This is a genomic window from Subtercola sp. PAMC28395, assembly GCF_018889995.1.
Classification (GTDB): Bacteria; Actinomycetota; Actinomycetes; order Actinomycetales; family Microbacteriaceae; genus Subtercola.
On the sequence record NZ_CP076547.1, the window covers coordinates 2,396,944 to 2,415,555 of the forward strand.

Genomic DNA, 18,612 nt, shown 5'->3' on the forward strand with positions numbered 1-18,612 from the left:
ATTACACGAAGCGTAGAACTCGCAGGCTCTGTACCTAGAATGAATCCGAGTAGTCGCAGCATCGTTGCCGCCTCGTGTGATTGGCCTCAAGCGTCAGCTGGTGCGGATTCTTGACTCTTCAAGTGTATCTGCCTGTGAGGATGCAGTGACGAGACCGGCGGGGCATTCGCAGCTATTCACAGACCAATCGATGTGCCGGGCGTGATGATGTGACGCTCGAGCGCACCACCCAGAAGCTAAGGAACTCCCTCTCCCGTGAAACGTCTGTACCAGTGGCTTCCCACCTCCGTCGACCGACGTGTGCGGGTGCTCGCCTGGGCATCTCTCGCCGTGCAGATCATCCTCGTCGGCACTGGCGGTGCCGTTCGACTCACCGGGTCCGGCCTCGGCTGCCCCACCTGGCCGCAGTGCACCGACGGGTCGTTCGTGTCGACGCCAGAGATGGGCGTGCACGGCATCATCGAGTTCACGAACCGGCTTCTCACTTTCGTGATCGTTGTGATATCGATACTGGTGTTCGTCGCTGTACTGAGAATCCGGCACTCCCGTCGCGACCTGTTCGTGCTCACTCTGCTGCAGGGGCTGTCGATCCCGCTCCAGGCGGTGGTCGGCGGAATCACCGTGCTGACCGGGCTCAACCCGTACATCGTGGGCATCCACTTCGTGATCTCGATCGGCCTCGTCGTTGTGACGACGATGCTCGTGTACCGGGTCTACTACGGTCCGCGCAGCGCGGCCGCGATCGCGATCGCCGATGCGGGTGCATTCGACGCGCGTTCCAGTGCGTTAGTCGGGTCGCTGGCTCCAGCAGGCGCAGGGTCTGCGCTGGTTCTTGTCGTTCCACCGTGGTACCTCCTGGTGTCGAAGATCACGGCAGTGTTCGTGGGAGTCACGGTGGTAGTGGGCATCCTGACCACCGGATCGGGCCCACACGCCGGCGACGCAGCGACCCCGCGCAACGGACTGAACACAGACGTGATGGAGCACATCCACAGCTACCCGGCGTACATCACCTTCGCTCTGACTCTCGTTCTCGTGATCGCCGCGCTCGTGTTGCGTCTCCCCCGTCGTTGGCAGCTGACCCTGTTGCTCATCGAGGTGGCCCAGATCGCTGTCGGCCTGACCCAGTCCCGTCTCGGCCTCCCTCCCGCGCTCGTCGTGATCCACATGATCCTCGCCGCGTGTCTCGTTGCCGCCATGACCGCAACCCTCCTCGCCCAGCGCCGCCGCGTCTGACCCCATCGACTTTCCCGAACGTGCAAGGATTTTCGGGATTTCCTGCACGAACGGGAAAGTCGAGAGGGGTTTAGCGCGCGAGAGCTGAGGCGACGCTCCGCACCGTTGAGGCCGGGTCGATGAACAAGCCGTTCTGGCGCACGCGGAGAACCGACCACTGCGCCAGATGAAAGCGTTGCAGTCTGGTCATGTCCTTCTCGTACTGCTTCGTATCAGTGCGATGCTGATCACCGTCGTATTCGACGATCACCCGTTGCTGGCGGAATACCAGATCTGCACGGCCGATCACCTCCCCCCGAGCATCCTCTATTTCGGGGTTGACCTCCGGCGATGGCATCCCGGCGTCAACGAGCAACAGGCGCAGGAGCGTCTCCGGCCTCGACTCGGCACGGGTGCTTATGAATGGAAGGGCTTCGGATGCACGGATCTTGCCGCGCCCGTGAAACCGTGAAACGCCCGATGCAAAATCCTCCCGTGTGACGAACGGTCGACCAGGCACGGGGTGTGACGGTGGCGGCTCGTAGGCGAGGTAGTCGGCGACGGCAACGAGATCGTGCACCCACAACCGGGCTGCCAGGGTGAGCCAGGTCGTCAACGGATCGGCGACAGGGAGTCCATGGCGAAAGCTCGGCGGCAGGTGTGCTCCGAGCCTTGATTGGTGCCCAACCACATGACTTTCACGTGTGGAATTGAGTGGAGGACGGATCGCCGTGTGGATCTTTTCATCGACGAGCCTGTGAGGGAGAGGGCATCCCCAGAGGATTGCGCTCGTCGGGCCCCAAAACCGCTCCCCCGCACGCAGGCGGGGGACGTATGCGGCGCAGGCATTGTGAACCGCGTCGAGTTCAGTCGCTTCTTCGTCGGGAGGCGCGATGGGAACGCGAATGCCGCGGTACGGCGCAGCCAGACTCCGTCGACGGAGGGTGTGGCGGCTGAGTCCGAGTGATTCGGCCTCGGCGACGCTGAATGGGCGGGAGCTGAGTGGCGCAGGAAGATGGGTCATCCGCACACACTGCCCACTACCTCCGCTGCCTGCTCACGTTATCCACAGGCAGGCCGGGCATCCATTTGCCTCTTCGTGCAGGAAATCACGGAAATTCTTGCGCGAAGGGGAAAGTCGACGAGGTGCGGGTGGGGGTGGGTCAGAAGGGGAGAAGGGGGTCTACGGCGACGGCCAGGAAGAGGATGGTGAGGTACGTGATGGAGGCGTGGAAGACGCGCATCGGCTGCACTGTCTGGTGACGGATCGCGGCACCGTAGAGGCGGTGGGTCTCGTAGATGAACCAGCCGCCCGACGCGACGGCGGCCACCGAGTAGACGATGCCCATCGGCGCAACCGGGATCAGCAGCAGCGAGCACGCCACGGTCGCCCACGCGTAGAGGATGGTCTGCAGGCCCACGACGGCCCGGCCGCGCGTGACCCCGAGCATCGGCACACCTACTGCCTTGTAGTCCTCGCTGTAGCGCATCGAAAGGGGCCAGTAGTGGGGAGGCGTCCACAAGAAGATGACGCCGAAGAGAATCCAGGCCGGCCAGTCGAGCGAGTTCGTCACGGCCGCCCAGCCGATGAGCACGGGCATGCAGCCTGCAGTACCGCCCCAGATGATGTTCTGCGAGGTGTTGCGCTTCAGGATGATCGTGTAGACCACCGCGTACAGCACGATCGCTATCACCGAAAGCAGCGCCGCCAGCCAGTTGACGAGAAGACCGAACCAGAGCGTCGAACCGATGGCCAGAACCCACGCGAACACGAGCGCCTCGCGGTCGGACAACTCCCCTGTCACCAACGGCCGACCCTTGGTGCGCTCCATCACGCGGTCGATGTCGCGGTCGACGTAGCAGTTGAAGGCTCCGGCACTGCCCGCAGACAGGGCCCCGCCGATCAGGGTGGCGACAACGAGCCAGAGATTCGGGATGCCACCCGCAGCCAGGATCATCGCCGGCGCTGTGGTCACGAGCAGGAGCTCCATGACACGAGGTTTCGTCAATGAGACGTAGGCTCTGGCCTTCTGGCCTGCGCTGATTCGCGGATGCGAGATCCGCCCCTCTACAGCTACGTCCATTGCTCCTCTTACTGCTTGCGACATACGCACTCCACTCTACTTTACGGCCTGTAGAAGTCGGTCATCGGCGGGTTCGGGCACCCCGCCGATCTCTATACTTGTATGCGAGGTGGGAATCACCTGCGGCCCAATGTTGCCCGGGAGTCTTTTCCCCCACCGCACAGGCAACTTAAGAAGGGCTATATACCTCGTGGCGACACTTCAATGGGATTCTCTTGACGACAAAGCTGTAAGCACAGCGAAAGTACTCGCTGCAGATGCAGTAGAAAAAGTCGGCAACGGTCATCCTGGTACCGCTATCAGCCTCGCACCGCTGGCCTACCTGCTGTTTCAGAAGGAGATGCGCCGCGACCCGAGTGACAACGAGTGGATCGGCCGCGACCGTTTCATCCTCTCGGTCGGTCACAGCTCGCTGACCCTCTACATTCAGCTCTACCTCGGTGGCTACGGCCTCGAGCTCGACGACCTGAAGAAGCTGCGCACCTGGGGTTCGCTCACACCGGGTCACCCCGAGTACGGCCACACCGACGGCGTCGAGATCACCACAGGTCCGCTTGGCCAGGGTCTCGCCTCTGCCGTCGGCTTCGCGTACGCCTCGCGTTTCGAGCGTGGCCTGTTCGACCCGGATGCTGCGGCCGGCGCCAGCCCCTTCGACCACTTCATCTACACCATCGCTGGCGACGGTGACATGGAAGAGGGCATCACCAACGAGGCATCGTCCCTCGCCGGTCACCAGCAGCTCGGAAACCTGATCGCCTTCTACGACAGCAACCAGATCTCGATCGAAGACGACACGAACATCGCCTTCACCGAAGACGTCAAGGCCCGCTTCGAGGCACTGCACTGGCACGTGCAGGTCGTCGACTGGAAGAAGACGGGCCTGTACGTCGAAGACGTTGCGGCACTGCACGACGCGATCGAGGCTGCAAAGGCCGAAACGAGCAAGCCCAGCCTCATCATCTTGAAGACCATCATCGGCTGGCCGAGCCCGAAGAAGCAGAACACGGGCAAGATCCACGGTTCGGCACTCGGTGCCGATGAACTGAAGGGCCTCAAAGAGGTTCTGGGTTTCGACCCCGAAGAGACCTTCGCCGTTTCTGACGAGGTCATCGAGCACACACGCGAGGCTCTCACACGCGGAAAAGACGCTCACGACGAATGGCGCGTGGGCTTTGACGCCTGGGCCACAGCGAACCCCGAGAAGAAGACTCTGCTCGACCGGGTTCTCCTGGGCGATCTGCCCGAGGGCTTCGACGAAGTCCTGCCGGTCTTCGAAGCAGGCAAAGAGGTCTCGACCCGTGCCGCCTCCGGCAAGGTCATCAACGCGATCGCTGGCGTCATGCCGGAGTTCTGGGGCGGCTCTGCCGACCTGGCCGAGTCGAACAACACGACGATCGACGGTGGCGGGTCATTCGTACCTGCCGAGCACTCGACCCACGAGTGGACGGGAAACCCCTACGGCCGGGTGCTGCACTTCGGAATCCGTGAGCACGCGATGGGTGCGATTCTGAACGGGATCGTGCTGCACGGCAACACGCGCCCCTTCGGTGGCACGTTCCTCATCTTCTCCGACTACATGCGCCCGGCCGTTCGACTGGCCGCGCTGATGAAGTCGCCGTCGATCTTCGTGTGGACGCATGACTCTGTCGCCCTCGGCGAAGACGGGCCGACCCACCAGCCGATCGAGCAGCTCTCGACCCTGCGTGCGATCCCCGGGCTCGACGTTGTGCGCCCCGGCGACCCCAACGAGGTCTCCTGGGCGTGGAAGACGATCCTCTCGCGTCGTAATGGCCCGGCAGGCATCGCGCTGACCCGCCAGAACATTCCCACGTTCGAGCGGGGTGAGGGCGACGCCAGCGGCGAGGTCTTCGCGTCGGCGAAGAACGTGGCGAAGGGCGCCTACGTGCTCGCTGAGGCTCCGAATGGCACGCCCGACGTCATCTTCATTGCCACGGGCTCCGAGGTGCAGATCGCTGTCGAGGCCCGGGAACTGTTGAAGGCCGACGGAATCAACGCCCGCGTCGTCTCTGCCCCGTGCCTGGAGTGGTTCGAAGAGCAGACCGCCGAGTACCGCGAGTCGGTTCTTCCCTCTGCTGTCAAGGCGCGCGTCTCCATCGAAGCGGGGCTGTCGCTCACCTGGCGCGGTTACGTCGGTGACCACGGCAAGAGCGTGTCGATCGAGCACTTCGGTGCGTCAGCCGACTACAAGACGCTGTTCCGTGAGTTCGGCATGACGACTGGCGCAGCGATCGAAGCGGCCAAGACCTCACTCGCTTCGCTCCAGGCCTAGCTCCGGTCATCCGGGCACCTTTTCACTGATTTCTTTCATTCAAGGAGACAAGACATGACTGACACACAGACCGCTTCACCCACCGCCCAGCTCTCCGCCGTCGGCGTGAGCATCTGGCTCGACGACCTCTCGCGTGAGCGACTGCGCACCGACAACCTGCAGAAGCTGATCGCAGAGAAGAACGTCGTCGGAGTGACGACGAACCCCTCGATCTTCGCTTCAGCACTCGCCAAGGGTGAGGCCTACGACGAGCAGGTCCGCGAGCTCGCTGCCAAGGGATTCAACGTCACCGACGCGGTGTTCGAGATCACCACGGCCGATGTGGCACAGGGCTGCGACATCTTCCGCCCGATCTACGACGCGACGGCCGGCTTCGACGGCCGCGTCTCGATCGAGGTGGAGCCCGGCTTCGCCAATGATGCTGCCGCCAGCATCAAGCAGGCAAAAGAGCTGTTCGACAAGGTCGACAAAGAGAACGTGCTGATCAAGATCCCCGCGACCATCGAAGGCCTCGAAGCCATCACGGCGACCATCGCGGCGGGCATCAGCGTCAATGTCACGCTGATCTTCAGCCTCGAGCGCTACCGCGACGTCATCAACGCGTACCTGTCCGGCCTCGAGAAGGCCCAGGCTGCGGGCATCGACCTGTCGAAGATCCACTCCGTGGCGTCGTTCTTCGTCTCGCGCGTCGACCTCGAGATCGACAAGCGACTCGTTGCCATCGGAACCGACGAAGCCCTCGCGCTGAAGAGCAAGGCCGGCGTCGCGAACGCCCAGCTCGCCTATGAAGTGTACGAGCAGGCCTTCACCACCGAGCGCGCGAAGGTGCTCCTCGCTGCCGGCGCCAACAAGCAGCGTCCACTGTGGGCCTCGACGGGTGTCAAGGACCCTGCCGTTCTCGACACGACGTATGTCGTCGAGCTCGCCGCTCCTGAGGTTGTGAACACCATGCCAGAGAAGACGCTCGACGCGACCTTCGATCACGGGGTCATCGCCGGCGACACCATCTCAGGCAGCTACGCCGCCGCGAACAAGGTTCTCGACGCTGTTGCGGCCCAGGGCATCTCGTACGCAGAGGTCACTGAGCTGCTTGAGAAAGAGGGCGTCGAGAAGTTCATCGTCTCGTGGAACGAACTGCTCGAGACCGTTCAGACGGCTCTGGATGCGGCCACCTCCGAGACCTCGAAGTGAGCGTTCGGATCCACGTCAGCGGCCTCGTGAAGGAGGCCGTCGAGACCCAGGTGCCGATTCTCGTCGGCGATCTCGTCGCGTCGAGCATCACGAGCCAGGACCCTGCGCTCTGGGGTGCTGAAGCCGAGGCTGAGGCGAGTAAGCGGCTCGGCTGGACAGAGGCGGTTTCGATCTCACGCCCGCTCGTGGCCGAGATCGCGCAACTTCGCGACGACCTTCGGGCTCAGGGAGTCGACCACGTCGTGCTCGCGGGCATGGGTGGATCATCCCTCGCACCTGAGGTCATCACCCGTACGGCCGGAGTCGAGCTCACGGTGCTCGACTCCACCGCTCCGGGCCAGGTCGCCTCGGCCCTTGCCGACAGGCTGGCGACGAGTGCCCTGGTGGTCTCATCGAAGTCCGGTTCCACTGTCGAGACCGACAGCCAACGTCGCACGTACGAGAAGGCCTTCCGGGAAATCGGGATCGACCCCAAAGACCGCATCATCATCGTCACCGACCCGGGCTCGCCGCTCGAGGCCGCTGCGAAAGAGGCCGGCTACCGGTTCTTCACCGCGGACCCGAATGTGGGTGGCCGGTACTCTGCGCTGACGGCGTTCGGTCTGGTGCCCTCCGGTCTTGCCGGTGCCGATATCGGTGAGCTCCTCGACGAAGCCGAGGCGATCGAGTTGTACCTCGCCAACGATGACTCCGACAACCCCGGGCTCATTCTGGGCGCGGCGATCGCCGGTACGGTTCCGCTGAAGAACAAATTGGGTATCGTCGCCGACGGAACACACATCGTGGGGTTCGCCGACTGGGCCGAACAACTCATCGCCGAATCGACAGGAAAGAACGGTCGCGGGCTGCTGCCCGTCGTTCTCGACACCCACTCCCCCGAGTTGGGCGAGAAGCTGGCTGACCTGCAGGTGGTGCGCCTGGTGAAGGATGCCGACCAGTTCCACATCCTGCCGCAGAACCGTCACGAGGGCGAGATCCTCATGAGTGGTTCCCTCGGCGGAATGATTCTGACCTGGGAGTACGCCGTCGCTGTTGCCGGGCGCCTGCTTGGTATCAACCCCTTCGATCAGCCCGATGTCGAATCGGCGAAGGTTGCCACCAGGGGGCTTCTCGATGCCCAGCCCGCACCGGAGGCGTCTGCGTTCACTGTCGACGGCATCGAGGTGCGTGGTACGGCATCCGTGGTCTCCGGTGTCGACACCGTCGCTGCAGCAATCGATAGGCTGCTAGCCGAGACGCCGGAAGACGGTTATGTCTCCATCCAGGCGTACGTCGACCGGGTTGCGCTGCCGGAACTCGCCGAGTTGCGCGATGCGATCGCATCGAAGATCGACCGACCTGTCACGTTCGGCTGGGGTCCGCGGTTTCTCCACTCGACAGGCCAGTTCCACAAGGGCGGCCCGGCAATCGGTGTATTCCTCCAGATCACTGAAGACGCCGGTGTCGACCTCGAGGTGCCGGATCGCCCGTTCACCTTCGGCCAGCTCATCCAGGCACAGGCTGCCGGCGACGCGAGCGTGCTCGAGTCCCACGGTCAGCCTGTGCTCCGGCTCAATCTGACCGATCCGTCAGCGAACGTTTCGACCCTGTTCGAGGCCGTCCACTAGTCTCACGACACCTGTGCGCGAGGTAACCCTTCGAGCTTCGCGCACACCAGCATCAGCACTACGCAAGGAGCACGATGTCACCGGTAGAAATCACTCCGGAGTACAACCCTCTCAGGCTTCCCACAGACAGGCGTCTCAACCGGATCGCCGGCCCCAGCGGCCTGATCATCTTCGGTGTGACCGGCGACCTGTCACGAAAGAAGCTCATGCCAGCCGTCTACGACCTGGCAAGCAGGGGGCTTCTGCCGCCCGGTTTCTCTCTCGTCGGCTTTGCCCGTCGTGACTGGGAGGACCAGGATTTTGAGCGCGTCGTGCACGACGCAGTCAAGGAGTACGCGCGTACTCCGTTCGACGAAGACGTGTGGCGCCAGCTCTCCGAGGGGATCCGCTTCGTCTCGGGAGAATTCGATGACGACGATGCGTTCCTGCACCTCAAGGAGACGATCGCCGAGCTCGATGAATCACGGGGAACAAAGGGAAACCACGCCTTCTACCTCTCGATTCCGCCGAAGGCTTTCCCCCTGGTGACCGAGCAGCTTCGTCGGTCTGGCCTGGCACACCCGAAGCCGGGAGAGTGGCGTCGGGTGGTCATCGAGAAGCCCTTCGGGAGCGACCTGAAGACCGCACGCGAGCTCAACGACGTGGTCGAGTCGGTCTTTGCTCCCGATGACGTCTTCCGCATCGACCACTATCTCGGCAAAGAGACGGTTCAGAACATCCTCGCGCTTCGTTTCGCGAATCAGCTCTATGAACCGATCTGGAACGCGAACTACGTCGACCACGTGCAGATCACCATGGCCGAAGACATTGGTGTCGGTGGCCGTGCCGGCTACTACGACGGCATCGGCGCAGCTCGTGACGTCATCCAGAACCATCTGTTGCAGCTGATGGCGCTCACGGCGATGGAGGAGCCCATCTCCTTCGACGCGGCTGACCTCCGCGCCGAGAAAGAGAAGGTGCTTGCGGCGGTGAAGCTGCCGAAGGACCTCAGCCATTCGACGGCCAGGGGACAGTACGCCAGCGGGTGGCAGGGTGGCGAATACGTGCCCGGCTTCCTCGAAGAAGACGGCATGAACCCCGAATCCACCACAGAGACCTACGCTGCGGTGCGCCTCGACATCGGCACGCGCCGCTGGAACGGCGTGCCGTTCTACCTGCGCGCGGGTAAGCGACTGGGTCGCCGTGTCACCGAGATCGCCGTGGTCTTCAAGCGGGCTCCGCAGCATCTCTTCGCAGAGAGCCAGACGTCGGAGCTCGGCCAGAATGCCCTCGTCATCCGTGTTCAGCCCGACGAGGGTGTGACGATCCGTTTCGGCTCGAAGGTGCCCGGTGCCGGCGTACAGGTTCGCGACGTGACCATGGACTTCGGCTACGGCCACGCTTTCACCGAGGCGAGCCCCGAGGCGTACGAGCGACTCATTCTCGACGTACTCCTCGGCGATCCGCCCCTGTTCCCGCGTCACCAGGAAGTCGAACTGTCGTGGAAGATCCTCGATCCGATCGAGGAATACTGGGCGACGCAGGGTCAACCCGACCAATACCGCCCAGGAACCTGGGGGCCCGAATCAGCCGATGAACTCTTGTCCCGCGACGGAAGAACCTGGAGACGCCCATGATCGTCGATTTTCCTGACACCAATATCGCCAAGATCTCGAAAGCGCTGGTCAAGATCCGCGAAGAGGGTGGCGCGGTCGCTCTCGGGCGCGTTCTGACGCTGATCATCCGCACGAGCCTCGGGCACGAAGAAGACGCCATCGAGGCGGCGAACGAAGCATCCCGCGAGCATCCGATGCGCGTCATCGTCGTCTCAACCGACAGCGAATCAGACGGAGCCCGCTCGGGGCGCGGGGCACGCCTCGACGCCCAGATCCGCGTCGGCGGCGACGCTGGCGCCAGCGAGGTAGTGCTGCTCAAGGCCTACGGCGCGGCGGCATCCGACGAAGAAGGGCTCGTCACCGGGCTGCTGCTCTCCGATGCGCCGGTCGTCGTCTGGTGGCCGGGTGACTCGCCTGACCGGGTCTCGACCTCGAGCCTCGGGCGCATCGCACAACGACGAATCACGGATGCCTCAAACCATTCGAACCCTGTCGAATCACTGATTCGACTCGCGGAGTCCTATTCCCCCGGCGACACCGACTTCGCCTGGACGAGGCTCACCCTGTGGCGTGCGCAACTTGCTGCTGTTCTCGACCAGCCGCCGTACGAGCCGGTTCTCTCGGTGGAAGTCCAGGGTGCTTCCGATTCACCCTCGACGTTGCTCCTGGCCGCGTGGCTCGGCCACCAGCTCCAGGTGCCGGTCACCTACGGCCTCACGGCGCGGGCAAACGGGTCGAGCGGCATTCACAGCGTGATGCTCGTTCGGGCCTCCGGAACAATCGACCTCACCCGCGAAGTTCCGAATGTGGCGACGCTGATTCAGCCGGACCAGCCGACTCACACGCTCGCACTGCCCCGGCGGAACCTGCGCGACTGCCTCGCGGAGGAGCTGCGACGGCTCGACCCTGACGACCTGTATGGTGAAGTGATCTCAGTGGGGCTCACTGAGCTTTTCGAATCGTCAGAAGTAGGCTTTCAGAGCCGTCCATAAGTAGCTACGAAGGCTGAAATACATGACAACTGATCGTCGCGTTCTCGTTCACTCGGATAAGGACTCTCTGGCGGGCGCCGTTGCCGCCCGGTTCATCACCAAGATCATCGACATTCTCGATGAGAACGACGTGGCTCATGTCGTCTTGAGTGGTGGAAGTGTGAACACGGCGGTTCTTGCAGCCATCCGTGACTCCCCTGCACAGAACAACGTGGATTGGTCGCGGATCCACTTCTGGTGGGGCGACGAGCGGTTCGTCGAAGCAGGCAGCGCCGACCGCAACGATCTGCAGGCTCGGGATGCACTTCTGAACCACATCCCGGTGGACGAGTCAAAGATCCACGTGTTCGCCTCGTCAGACGAGATAGCAGACATCGACGAGGCCGCTGCGGCATATGCCGCCGAGCTCGCCGATGCGGCATATGAGGGTTCGCCTTACCCGCGATTTGACATCATGTTTCTCGGCGTGGGCCCCGACGGCCACATCGCCTCGCTCTTTCCGGGGCTTTCCGGTATCGCAGAGCGGAAGGCGACGGTGGTCGCGGTGCGTAACTCGCCCAAGCCACCGCCACTTCGGCTGAGCCTGACTCTGCCGGTCATCCAGTCGGCTGACCGCATCTGGCTGGTGCTTGCCGGGGCGGACAAGGCTTCGGCACTCGGCCTCGCCCTGGCCGGCGCCAGCGAAGAGGAAGTACCGGTTGCCGGGGCCGAGGGTCGCAAGCGCACGGTCTTCTTCGTCGATCGCGAAGCTGCCGCTGAAGTGCCTGAGAGCCTGATCGCGCCGTCGTACTGAGGGTCTCACAGGCTTCGAAGATCAAAGAAAGCCCTCCATCGGCAGCAGATGCTACGGATGGAGGGCTTCTTCGTTGGTTGGAGGTGAGTTCGCCGAGCTCTACGCAGTCGGGGTCATGGTGCCGCGGCGCGCGCGCAGTTGTGAGAGAGCATCTTCGAGAAGCTGTGCTGCCTCTTCTTCGGTTCGGCGCTCTTTGACGTAGGCGAGGTGAGTCTTGTACGGCTCGAGCTTGGCCACCGAGGGCGGGTTCAGCTGGTCGCGGCCTGCCGGAAGACCGGACTGCGGAGAATCGATCGTCTCGGGAATCTCATCGAGCGGGAGGTTCGCGGCGAAATACCGCACAGTCTCGTTGCCGAGTGCGTCCCAGTAGCAGACCTTGATGCGGTCGGCGTGAAACCCTCTGTCTTGTTCGCCCATGGGGCCGGCGCCAACGCGCGAACCCCGAATAGCGCTGCCGCCAGAAGCCATGATTTTCCCCTAATTTCCTGAATCGAACTTGGTGATGAGCCCGAGAATCACAATCGAGGAAACCCACACGACCCCGAGAATGACAGTGATGCGGTTCAGGTTGCGTTCTGCGACCCCTGAAGCACCGAGGTTTGACGTGACGCCGCCACCGAACATGTCACTCAGGCCCCCGCCGCGACCGCGGTGAAGAAGGATGAGCAGTGTCAGCAGCAGACTGGTGATACCGGTCACAACCTGCAACACGACTTGGAGGATTTGCACGAAAAACCTTTCACAGACAACGGGGTCACTATTCAGCACCCCACCCGGGCCACGACTGCTCCCAGACCAAGAGTCAGTATAGCTTGATGATTGAAGTACTACACGCCTACGTGCTTTTTGAAGCGAACGATGGCGCTGAATTCGTCGAGATCGAGGCTTGCTCCACCGACCAGGGCGCCGTCGACGTTCGGCTCGCGCATGAAGCTCGCGATGTTCGATGCCTTCACCGAACCGCCATAGAGGATGCGCGTCGAAGCGGCAGCCTCTGGGCCGAGCGTCGTGCTGAGCTCGGCTCTCAGGGCCGCGCAGACTGCCTCAGCCTGCTCAGGTGTAGCTGCTTTTCCCGAGCCGATCGCCCACACAGGTTCGTAGGCGACGACGATATTTGCGTCGGCGGCGACGCCGACGAGGGCGGCCTTGAGTTGGGCGACCGGCACTGCGCTCGGGCCGAACTTCTCCAGGTCTTCTGCGGTCTCACCGACGCAGAGCACGGGGATGAGCCCGTGCTTCAGTGCAGCCGCGACCTTCGTGCCGACGACCTCATCGGTCTCGTTGTGAAGCGTGCGTCGTTCGGAGTGGCCGATGATGACATAGGTGCAGTCGAGCTTGGCGAGGAATGCGCCGGAGATTTCGCCGGTGTAGGCGCCGGAGTCGTGAGCTGAGACGTCTTGCGCGCCATAGGCGAGTTCGAGCTTGTCTGCCGAGACGAGCGTCTGTACCGAACGAAGGTCGGTGAACGGCGGAAAGATCGCCACCTCCACGTCGGAGTACGAGTGACTGGCGTCTTTCAGGCTCCACGCGAGCTTCTGCACGAAGGCAATGGCCTGCAGGTGATCGAGGTTGAGCTTCCAGTTGCCGGCGATGAGCGGCAACCGGCCGACCGGTGATTGTGCGTTTACCATCCGAGGACCTCCAGGCCGGGCAGGCGCTTGCCTTCGAGGAACTCGAGGCTTGCACCGCCACCAGTTGAAATGTGACCGAATTGGTCATCTGTGAATCCGAGTGCGCGAACGGCCGCGGCAGAGTCGCCACCTCCGACGACGCCGAGTCCGTCTACGTGCGTGAGTGCGGCGGCGACTGCCCGGGTGCCTTCGGCGAAGGGCGCGAGTTCGAAGACTCCCATCGGGCCGTTCCAGAACACCGTGTGCGATGCCTCGATGACGGCCGCGAAGGCGGCCGACGTAGCTGGACCAATGTCGAGTCCGAGACCGCTCGCTCCGAACGGAGTCTCTTCGATCGTTTCAGCGGAGGTCACCGTGTGCTCTGCGTCTGCACCGAACTTCGACGCGACGACGACATCTGTCGGCAGCACGATCGTGACGCCCAGCTCCTTCGCTTTGGCGAGGTAGCCCTTCACGGTTTCGATCTGGTCTTTCTCGAGCAGGCTGGCGCCCACCTGGAAACCCTGTGCGGCGAGGAAGGTGAAGAGCATGCCCCCACCGATGAGCAGCGAGTCGACCTTGGGCAGGAGATGCCCGATGACACCGAGTTTGTCGGAGACCTTCGAGCCACCGAGCACCACTGCATAGGGGCGCGTCGGTGTCTCGGTCAGCTGGTCGAGAACGCGGAGTTCGGTCTCGATGAGCAGGCCCGCGGCGCTGGGCAGAAGTTCAGCGAGTTCGAACACGCTCGCCTGTTTGCGATGCACGACGCCGAAGCCATCGGAGACGAACGCATCGGCCGACACGGCAGCGATGAGCTGCTCGGCGAAGGCGCGCCGGGCATCCGCGTCTTTGCTGGTTTCGCCTGGGTTGAAGCGCAGGTTCTCGAGCAGGGCGAATCCGCCATCAGAGAGACCGGATGCTGCGGCTGCAGCGGACTCCCCCACGGTGTCAGTCGCGAAAGCCACGGGAGCCGCAAGCAGCTCGGACAGGCGTTCCGCCACAGGGGCAAGGCTGTACTTGGCTTCAGGCTTGCCTTCAGGGCGCCCGAGGTGGCTCACAATGACCACCCGGGCGCCCTGGGCTGCAAGAGCCTGGAGCGTTGGAAGTGACGCGCGTACTCGCCCGTCGTCGGTGATGATGCCGTCTTTCAACGGCACGTTCAGATCGCATCGGATGATGACCGTCTTACCGGCGAGCGACCCGAGGGATTCGAGGGTACGTATCGTCACTTCTTATTGCTACCTATCTGCGATATTCATTCGTGTTTGCCGGCCGAGGGCCGGTAAAACCATAGGATCAGAGCTGTGCTGCGACGTACTCGGTGATGTCGACGAGGCGGTTCGAGTAGCCCCACTCGTTGTCGTACCACGAAGCGACCTTGACCTGGTTGCCGATGACCTTGGTCAATCCGGCGTCGAAGATCGAGGAGTGCGGGTCGCCGACGATGTCGCTGGAGACGATCTCGTCCTCGGTGTACTTCAGGATGCCCTTGAGCGGGCCCTCTGCGGCAGCCTTGTAGGCGGCGTTGACCTGCTCGACGGTGACGACGGAGCTGGTCTCGATGGTGAGGTCGGTGATCGAGCCGGTGGGCACGGGAACGCGGAGTGCGTAGCCGTCGAGCTTGCCGACGAGCTCGGGGATGACGAGCCCGAGAGCCTTGGCGGCACCGGTCGAGGTCGGAATGATGTTCGCAGCTGCGGCACGGGCGCGGCGAAGGTCGCTGTGCGGGCCGTCCTGCAGGTTTTGGTCGGCAGTGTACGCGTGAACCGTCGTCATCAGGCCGCGCTCGATGCCGAAGTTGTCCATGAAGACCTTGGCCAGGGGCGCGAGGCAGTTCGTGGTGCACGAGGCATTCGAGATGATGTCGTGGATGGCAGAGTCGTAGGTGCCCTCATTGACGCCGAGAACGATGGTTGCGACGTCGTCGCCGGTCGCGGGAGCGGAGACGATGACCTTCTTGGCGCCGCCTTCGATGTGCTTGCGAGCGTCTGACGACTTGGTGAAGCGGCCGGTCGACTCGATGACGATGTCGACGCCCAGCTCACCCCAGGGGAGGTTGGCGGGGTCGCGCTCGGCGAGCACGAGGATCGGCTTGCCGTTGACGACGATGTTGTCACCGTCGAGTTCGACGGTTGCGTTGAGACGGCCACCGATGGTGTCGTACTTCAGCAGGTGGGCGAGAGCCTTGTTGTCGGTGAGGTCGTTGACAGCAACGATCTCGATGTCGCTGCCCTTGGCGAGGGCTGCTCTGAAGTAGTTGCGGCCGATGCGGCCGAAGCCGTTGATACCGATCTTGACAGACACGTGTTGCTCCTGTGATTGGGGCCCCGCGGGGCAGGTTGTTCATTACCGTGAGTCAGAGTGCTTGTTGCGTGGTGAAGATGGTGCTGCTGGTGCAGAGCGGCAAGCATTGGGCACCGCGCGCGGCGTGAGCCGGTGCGGCGCCCGTGAATGCTTGACGTGGATTCGCTATGACAGTATCAGCAGACCGTCAGTCTTCGAGCTCGCTGCGGCGTACCGCGATGCGACGTTCTCCCAGTTGACGATGTTCCAGAACGCCTTGACGTAGTCAGGGCGCACATTCTTGTAGTCGAGGTAGTACGCGTGCTCCCAGACGTCGAGCATGAGCAGCGGAACGAGGCCGAACGGCACGTTGCCCTGCTGGTCGAAGAGTTGGAAGATGCTGAGCTTCTTACCGATGACGTCGTAGGCCAGAACGGACCAGCCGGAACCCTGCACGCCGAGCGCGACGGCGGTGAAGTGGGCCTTGAACTTGTCGAACGAGCCGAAGAACTCATCGATGCCGGCGGCCAGCTCACCGGTCGGCTCGCCACCCTCTGGAGACAGGTTCGTCCAGAAGATCGAGTGGTTGACGTGGCCACCGAGGTTGAAGGCGAGGTCTTTCTCGAGCTTGTTGACGATTGCGAGGTTCTCTGAGTCGCGGGCGTCGGCAAGCTGGGCGAGTGCGGCGTTAGCGCCGGCGACGTAGGTCGCGTGGTGCTTGTCGTGGTGCAGCGTCATGATCGTGGCACTGATGTGCGGCTCGAGCGCTGCGTAGTCGTAGGGAAGATCTGGAAGGGTGTATTCAGCCATTGTGTCTCCTTGTACTCGTTGTGTGGGGTGTTGCCTCAGGCCTCAAGGTCGAAACCGAGGGCTCACTCCCCCACCTGACCATTCTATTGAAGTCAACCGCACGTCATCTGAATGATTCCCCCTGTGAGGGAGCAGCGGGCCTCAGTCGTCGAGATCAGGCGGAAGGTTTGCGTCAGTTCCGGGGATTCCGAGGTCTGTCGCCTTCTTGTCTGCCATCGCGAGCAGTCGACGGATTCGCCCGGCGATCGCATCCTTGGTCATCGGTGGTTCGGCATGGGAACCGAGTTCATCGAGGCTTGCGTCGCGGAAGTTCAACCGGAGTTCACCTGCATAGCGAAGGTGCTCCGGCACCTCGTCGCCGATGATCTCGAGAGCGCGTTCGACTCGTGAGCACGCGGCAACGGCAGCCTGGGCCGACCGGCGGAGGTTCGCATCGTCGAAGTTCACGAGTCGGTTGGCTGTGGCGCGGACCTCGCGACGCTGGCGCATCTCCTCCCAGCGGGCCACCGAATCCTTCGCACCCATCAACCCGAGCATCGAGGCGATCGCCTCGCCGTCACGGATGACCACCCGGTTTACACCGCGCACTTCACGTGCCTTCGCCGCAACGTGCAGGCGAGCAGCAGCACCGACGAGAGCCATTGCCGACTCGTTGCCTGGGCAGATCACCTCGAGTGCCGCGGAGCGGCCGGGATCCGTCAACGAACCCTGGGCGAGGAACGCTCCTCGCCAGACCGCGGCGAGTTCTTCGACCGACCCGGTCGTGAGGCGGTTGGGGAGGCCTCTGATCGGGCGCCGCCGGGCATCCAGCAGGCCTGTCTGGCGTGCCAGCGTCTCGCCGCCGTCGAGGACCCGCACCAGGTAGTAGCTGCTTCGCCTGGCGCCCGATGCCGCAATGAGCGACACGTCGCCCCGGACTCCGTAGAGTTCGGCGAGGTCCTTTCGCACGCGTTTCACGAGTTCGGTTGTTTCGAGTTCAGCCTCGATGGCGATTCGACCCGAGATCAGGTGCAGACCCCCGGCGAACCTCAGTATCGTCGCCAGTTCGGCGGCCCGGGCTGCTGTCTTGCTGACAACGACTCCGGTCAGTTCGGTCTTGACATCGGCGGTGAGAGCCAATCTCTTCCATCTCCTTTAGTGCGGTCATCCTCTGTACCAGCCGCGAAAAGGCGCGACCCTGGTGTGCGACGGATGCCGGTTATTCGCGCCCGAGGTCGCGGTGCTTGATGCTCACGGCGACTCCGGGATTGGTGCTGATCAGTTCGGCGAGCTTGCGGGCAACGGCCACCGAACGGTGTTTGCCGCCCGTGCAGCCTATGGCAATCGTGGCGTGCCGTTTGTTCTCACGCTGGTATCCCGCCAGAACGGGGGCGAGTGCCTTCGCATAGTTGTCAATGAACTCCTCTGCACCCTCCTGGGCGAGCACGTAGTCTGCAACCTCGACGTCGAGGCCGGTCTTGTCGCGCAGTTCGGGAATCCAGAAGGGGTTCGGGATGAATCGGCAGTCGGCCATGGCGTCGGCGTCGGACGGGGCACCGTATTTGAACCCGAAGCTCATCACGGTGACCTGCACCCCGGCCGTCTCGACCGCGGCGAACCGCTCGGCCACCACGGTTGCCAACTGGTGGATGTTGAGATCGGAGGTGTCGATGATGATGTCGCTCGACTCGCGGATGGCGGTCATGCGGGCTCGCTCCGCACCGATGCCGTCGAGCAGGGTGCCGTTGCCCTGGAGGGGGTGCGGGCGACGCACCTGCTCGAAGCGGCGCACCAGTGCGGCATCTGTCGCCTCGAGGAAGACCACACGCAGCTGGATGCCGCTGCGGAGGGCCTGGATGATGTCTTGAAGATCAGAGAAGAAGTCACGTCCGCGAACATCGACGACGGCGGCCAGGCGGGGCAGTGCCTGGCCGGCGTGCTCCGCCAGATCGACCAGCGGCCGGAGCATCTGGGGCGGCAGGTTGTCGACGACGTACCAGCCGAGGTCTTCGAGCGCGTTCGCGACAGTCGAACGGCCAGCGCCCGACATGCCGGTCACGATGAGCACTTCCTGCTGCTGGGCAGTGTCGAGTGTCATCGCTGTTGTGTGCCTTCGCTTCGTCGGAGCCTGGTGCGTCTTCTTAGACTATCGGCCCGGGC

Annotated in this window: 17 protein-coding genes; 7 read left to right on the forward strand and 10 right to left on the reverse strand. The window is 63.3% G+C overall.

Annotated features, from left to right (window positions below):
* Nucleotides 1-255 precede the first annotated feature (255 nt).
* Nucleotides 256-1,236 carry a heme A synthase gene (locus tag KPL76_RS11100; RefSeq protein ID WP_216333400.1) on the forward strand — a complete coding sequence of 327 codons (981 nt, stop codon included), beginning with the start codon at nt 256-258 and terminating at the stop codon, nt 1,234-1,236.
* A 70-nt stretch (nt 1,237-1,306) separates the two neighbouring features.
* Here KPL76_RS11100 and KPL76_RS11105 read toward each other — a convergent pair whose 3' ends face one another.
* Complete coding sequence (locus tag KPL76_RS11105) at nt 1,307-2,239, reverse strand: endonuclease domain-containing protein (protein ID WP_216333402.1); 933 nt, start codon at nt 2,237-2,239, stop codon at nt 1,307-1,309.
* 139 nt (nt 2,240-2,378) lie between these two features.
* Complete coding sequence (locus KPL76_RS11110; RefSeq protein ID WP_216333404.1) at nt 2,379-3,299, reverse strand: heme o synthase; 921 nt, start codon at nt 3,297-3,299, stop codon at nt 2,379-2,381.
* 190 nt (nt 3,300-3,489) lie between these two features.
* Here KPL76_RS11110 and tkt point away from each other — a divergent pair, with 190 nt between their 5' ends.
* From tkt to pgl, 6 genes are all read left to right on the forward strand, one after another.
* Entirely contained in the window at nt 3,490-5,589 is a 2,100-nt protein-coding gene (gene tkt, locus KPL76_RS11115; protein WP_216333406.1) for a transketolase, read from the forward strand.
* A 54-nt stretch (nt 5,590-5,643) separates the two neighbouring features.
* Nucleotides 5,644-6,780 carry a transaldolase gene (gene tal, locus KPL76_RS11120; protein ID WP_216333408.1) on the forward strand — a complete coding sequence of 379 codons (1,137 nt, stop codon included), beginning with the start codon at nt 5,644-5,646 and terminating at the stop codon, nt 6,778-6,780.
* Entirely contained in the window at nt 6,777-8,387 is a 1,611-nt protein-coding gene (locus tag KPL76_RS11125) for a glucose-6-phosphate isomerase (protein WP_216333410.1), read from the forward strand. The genes tal and KPL76_RS11125 overlap by 4 nt, the downstream gene beginning before the upstream one ends.
* A 74-nt stretch (nt 8,388-8,461) precedes the next feature.
* Nucleotides 8,462-10,003, forward strand: coding sequence for a glucose-6-phosphate dehydrogenase (zwf, locus tag KPL76_RS11130; RefSeq protein WP_216333418.1), 1,542 nt, complete (start codon nt 8,462-8,464; stop codon nt 10,001-10,003).
* Nucleotides 10,000-10,974 carry a glucose-6-phosphate dehydrogenase assembly protein OpcA gene (locus KPL76_RS11135; protein ID WP_216333420.1) on the forward strand — a complete coding sequence of 325 codons (975 nt, stop codon included), beginning with the start codon at nt 10,000-10,002 and terminating at the stop codon, nt 10,972-10,974. Before zwf ends, KPL76_RS11135 begins: the two co-directional genes overlap by 4 nt.
* A 22-nt stretch (nt 10,975-10,996) precedes the next feature.
* Entirely contained in the window at nt 10,997-11,767 is a 771-nt protein-coding gene (gene pgl / locus KPL76_RS11140) for a 6-phosphogluconolactonase (protein ID WP_216333422.1), read from the forward strand.
* A gap of 99 nt (nt 11,768-11,866) precedes the next feature.
* Here the strand turns inward: pgl and KPL76_RS11145 are convergent, their stop codons facing one another.
* From KPL76_RS11145 to rapZ, 8 genes are all read right to left on the reverse strand, one after another.
* Complete coding sequence (locus tag KPL76_RS11145; RefSeq protein ID WP_216333424.1) at nt 11,867-12,235, reverse strand: RNA polymerase-binding protein RbpA; 369 nt, start codon at nt 12,233-12,235, stop codon at nt 11,867-11,869.
* 9 nt (nt 12,236-12,244) lie between these two features.
* Nucleotides 12,245-12,496, reverse strand: coding sequence for a preprotein translocase subunit SecG (secG, locus tag KPL76_RS11150; RefSeq protein WP_205108830.1), 252 nt, complete (start codon nt 12,494-12,496; stop codon nt 12,245-12,247).
* 98 nt (nt 12,497-12,594) lie between these two features.
* On the reverse strand, nt 12,595-13,398 hold the full coding sequence (tpiA, locus tag KPL76_RS11155) for a triose-phosphate isomerase (RefSeq protein ID WP_216333426.1): 804 nt from the start codon (nt 13,396-13,398) through the stop codon (nt 12,595-12,597).
* On the reverse strand, nt 13,392-14,609 hold the full coding sequence (gene pgk, locus KPL76_RS11160) for a phosphoglycerate kinase (protein ID WP_216333428.1): 1,218 nt from the start codon (nt 14,607-14,609) through the stop codon (nt 13,392-13,394). The genes tpiA and pgk overlap by 7 nt, the downstream gene beginning before the upstream one ends.
* 67 nt (nt 14,610-14,676) lie before the next feature.
* Nucleotides 14,677-15,684 (reverse strand): type I glyceraldehyde-3-phosphate dehydrogenase, encoded by a 1,008-nt coding sequence (gap, locus tag KPL76_RS11165; RefSeq protein WP_216333430.1) that lies wholly within the window; start codon nt 15,682-15,684, stop codon nt 14,677-14,679.
* A 165-nt stretch (nt 15,685-15,849) separates the two neighbouring features.
* Nucleotides 15,850-16,473, reverse strand: a complete 624-nt coding sequence (locus KPL76_RS11170; RefSeq protein WP_216333432.1) for a superoxide dismutase — start codon at nt 16,471-16,473, stop codon at nt 15,850-15,852.
* A gap of 141 nt (nt 16,474-16,614) precedes the next feature.
* The gene (gene whiA / locus KPL76_RS11175) at nt 16,615-17,592 is read right to left on the reverse strand and encodes a DNA-binding protein WhiA (RefSeq protein WP_216333441.1); all 978 of its coding nucleotides are present in this window, start codon (nt 17,590-17,592) and stop codon (nt 16,615-16,617) included.
* A 79-nt stretch (nt 17,593-17,671) separates the two neighbouring features.
* Nucleotides 17,672-18,550: an RNase adapter RapZ gene (rapZ, locus tag KPL76_RS11180; RefSeq protein WP_216333443.1), complete on the reverse strand. Its 879-nt coding sequence runs from the start codon at nt 18,548-18,550 to the stop codon at nt 17,672-17,674.
* Between the last annotated feature and the right edge of the window lie 62 nt (nt 18,551-18,612).

Coding starts and splice junctions, on each gene's coding strand:
- KPL76_RS11145 (WP_216333424.1), bottom strand. CDS start 12,235: ATGGCTTCTGGCGGCAGCGCTATTCGGGGTTCGCGCGTTGGCGCCGGC.
- rapZ (WP_216333443.1), bottom strand. CDS start 18,550: ATGACACTCGACACTGCCCAGCAGCAGGAAGTGCTCATCGTGACCGGC.
- pgl (WP_216333422.1), top strand. CDS start 10,997: ATGACAACTGATCGTCGCGTTCTCGTTCACTCGGATAAGGACTCTCTG.
- tpiA (WP_216333426.1), bottom strand. CDS start 13,398: ATGGTAAACGCACAATCACCGGTCGGCCGGTTGCCGCTCATCGCCGGC.
- tal (WP_216333408.1), top strand. CDS start 5,644: ATGACTGACACACAGACCGCTTCACCCACCGCCCAGCTCTCCGCCGTC.
- zwf (WP_216333418.1), top strand. CDS start 8,462: ATGTCACCGGTAGAAATCACTCCGGAGTACAACCCTCTCAGGCTTCCC.
- KPL76_RS11110 (WP_216333404.1), bottom strand. CDS start 3,299: ATGGACGTAGCTGTAGAGGGGCGGATCTCGCATCCGCGAATCAGCGCA.
- KPL76_RS11105 (WP_216333402.1), bottom strand. CDS start 2,239: ATGACCCATCTTCCTGCGCCACTCAGCTCCCGCCCATTCAGCGTCGCC.
- KPL76_RS11170 (WP_216333432.1), bottom strand. CDS start 16,473: ATGGCTGAATACACCCTTCCAGATCTTCCCTACGACTACGCAGCGCTC.
- KPL76_RS11135 (WP_216333420.1), top strand. CDS start 10,000: ATGATCGTCGATTTTCCTGACACCAATATCGCCAAGATCTCGAAAGCG.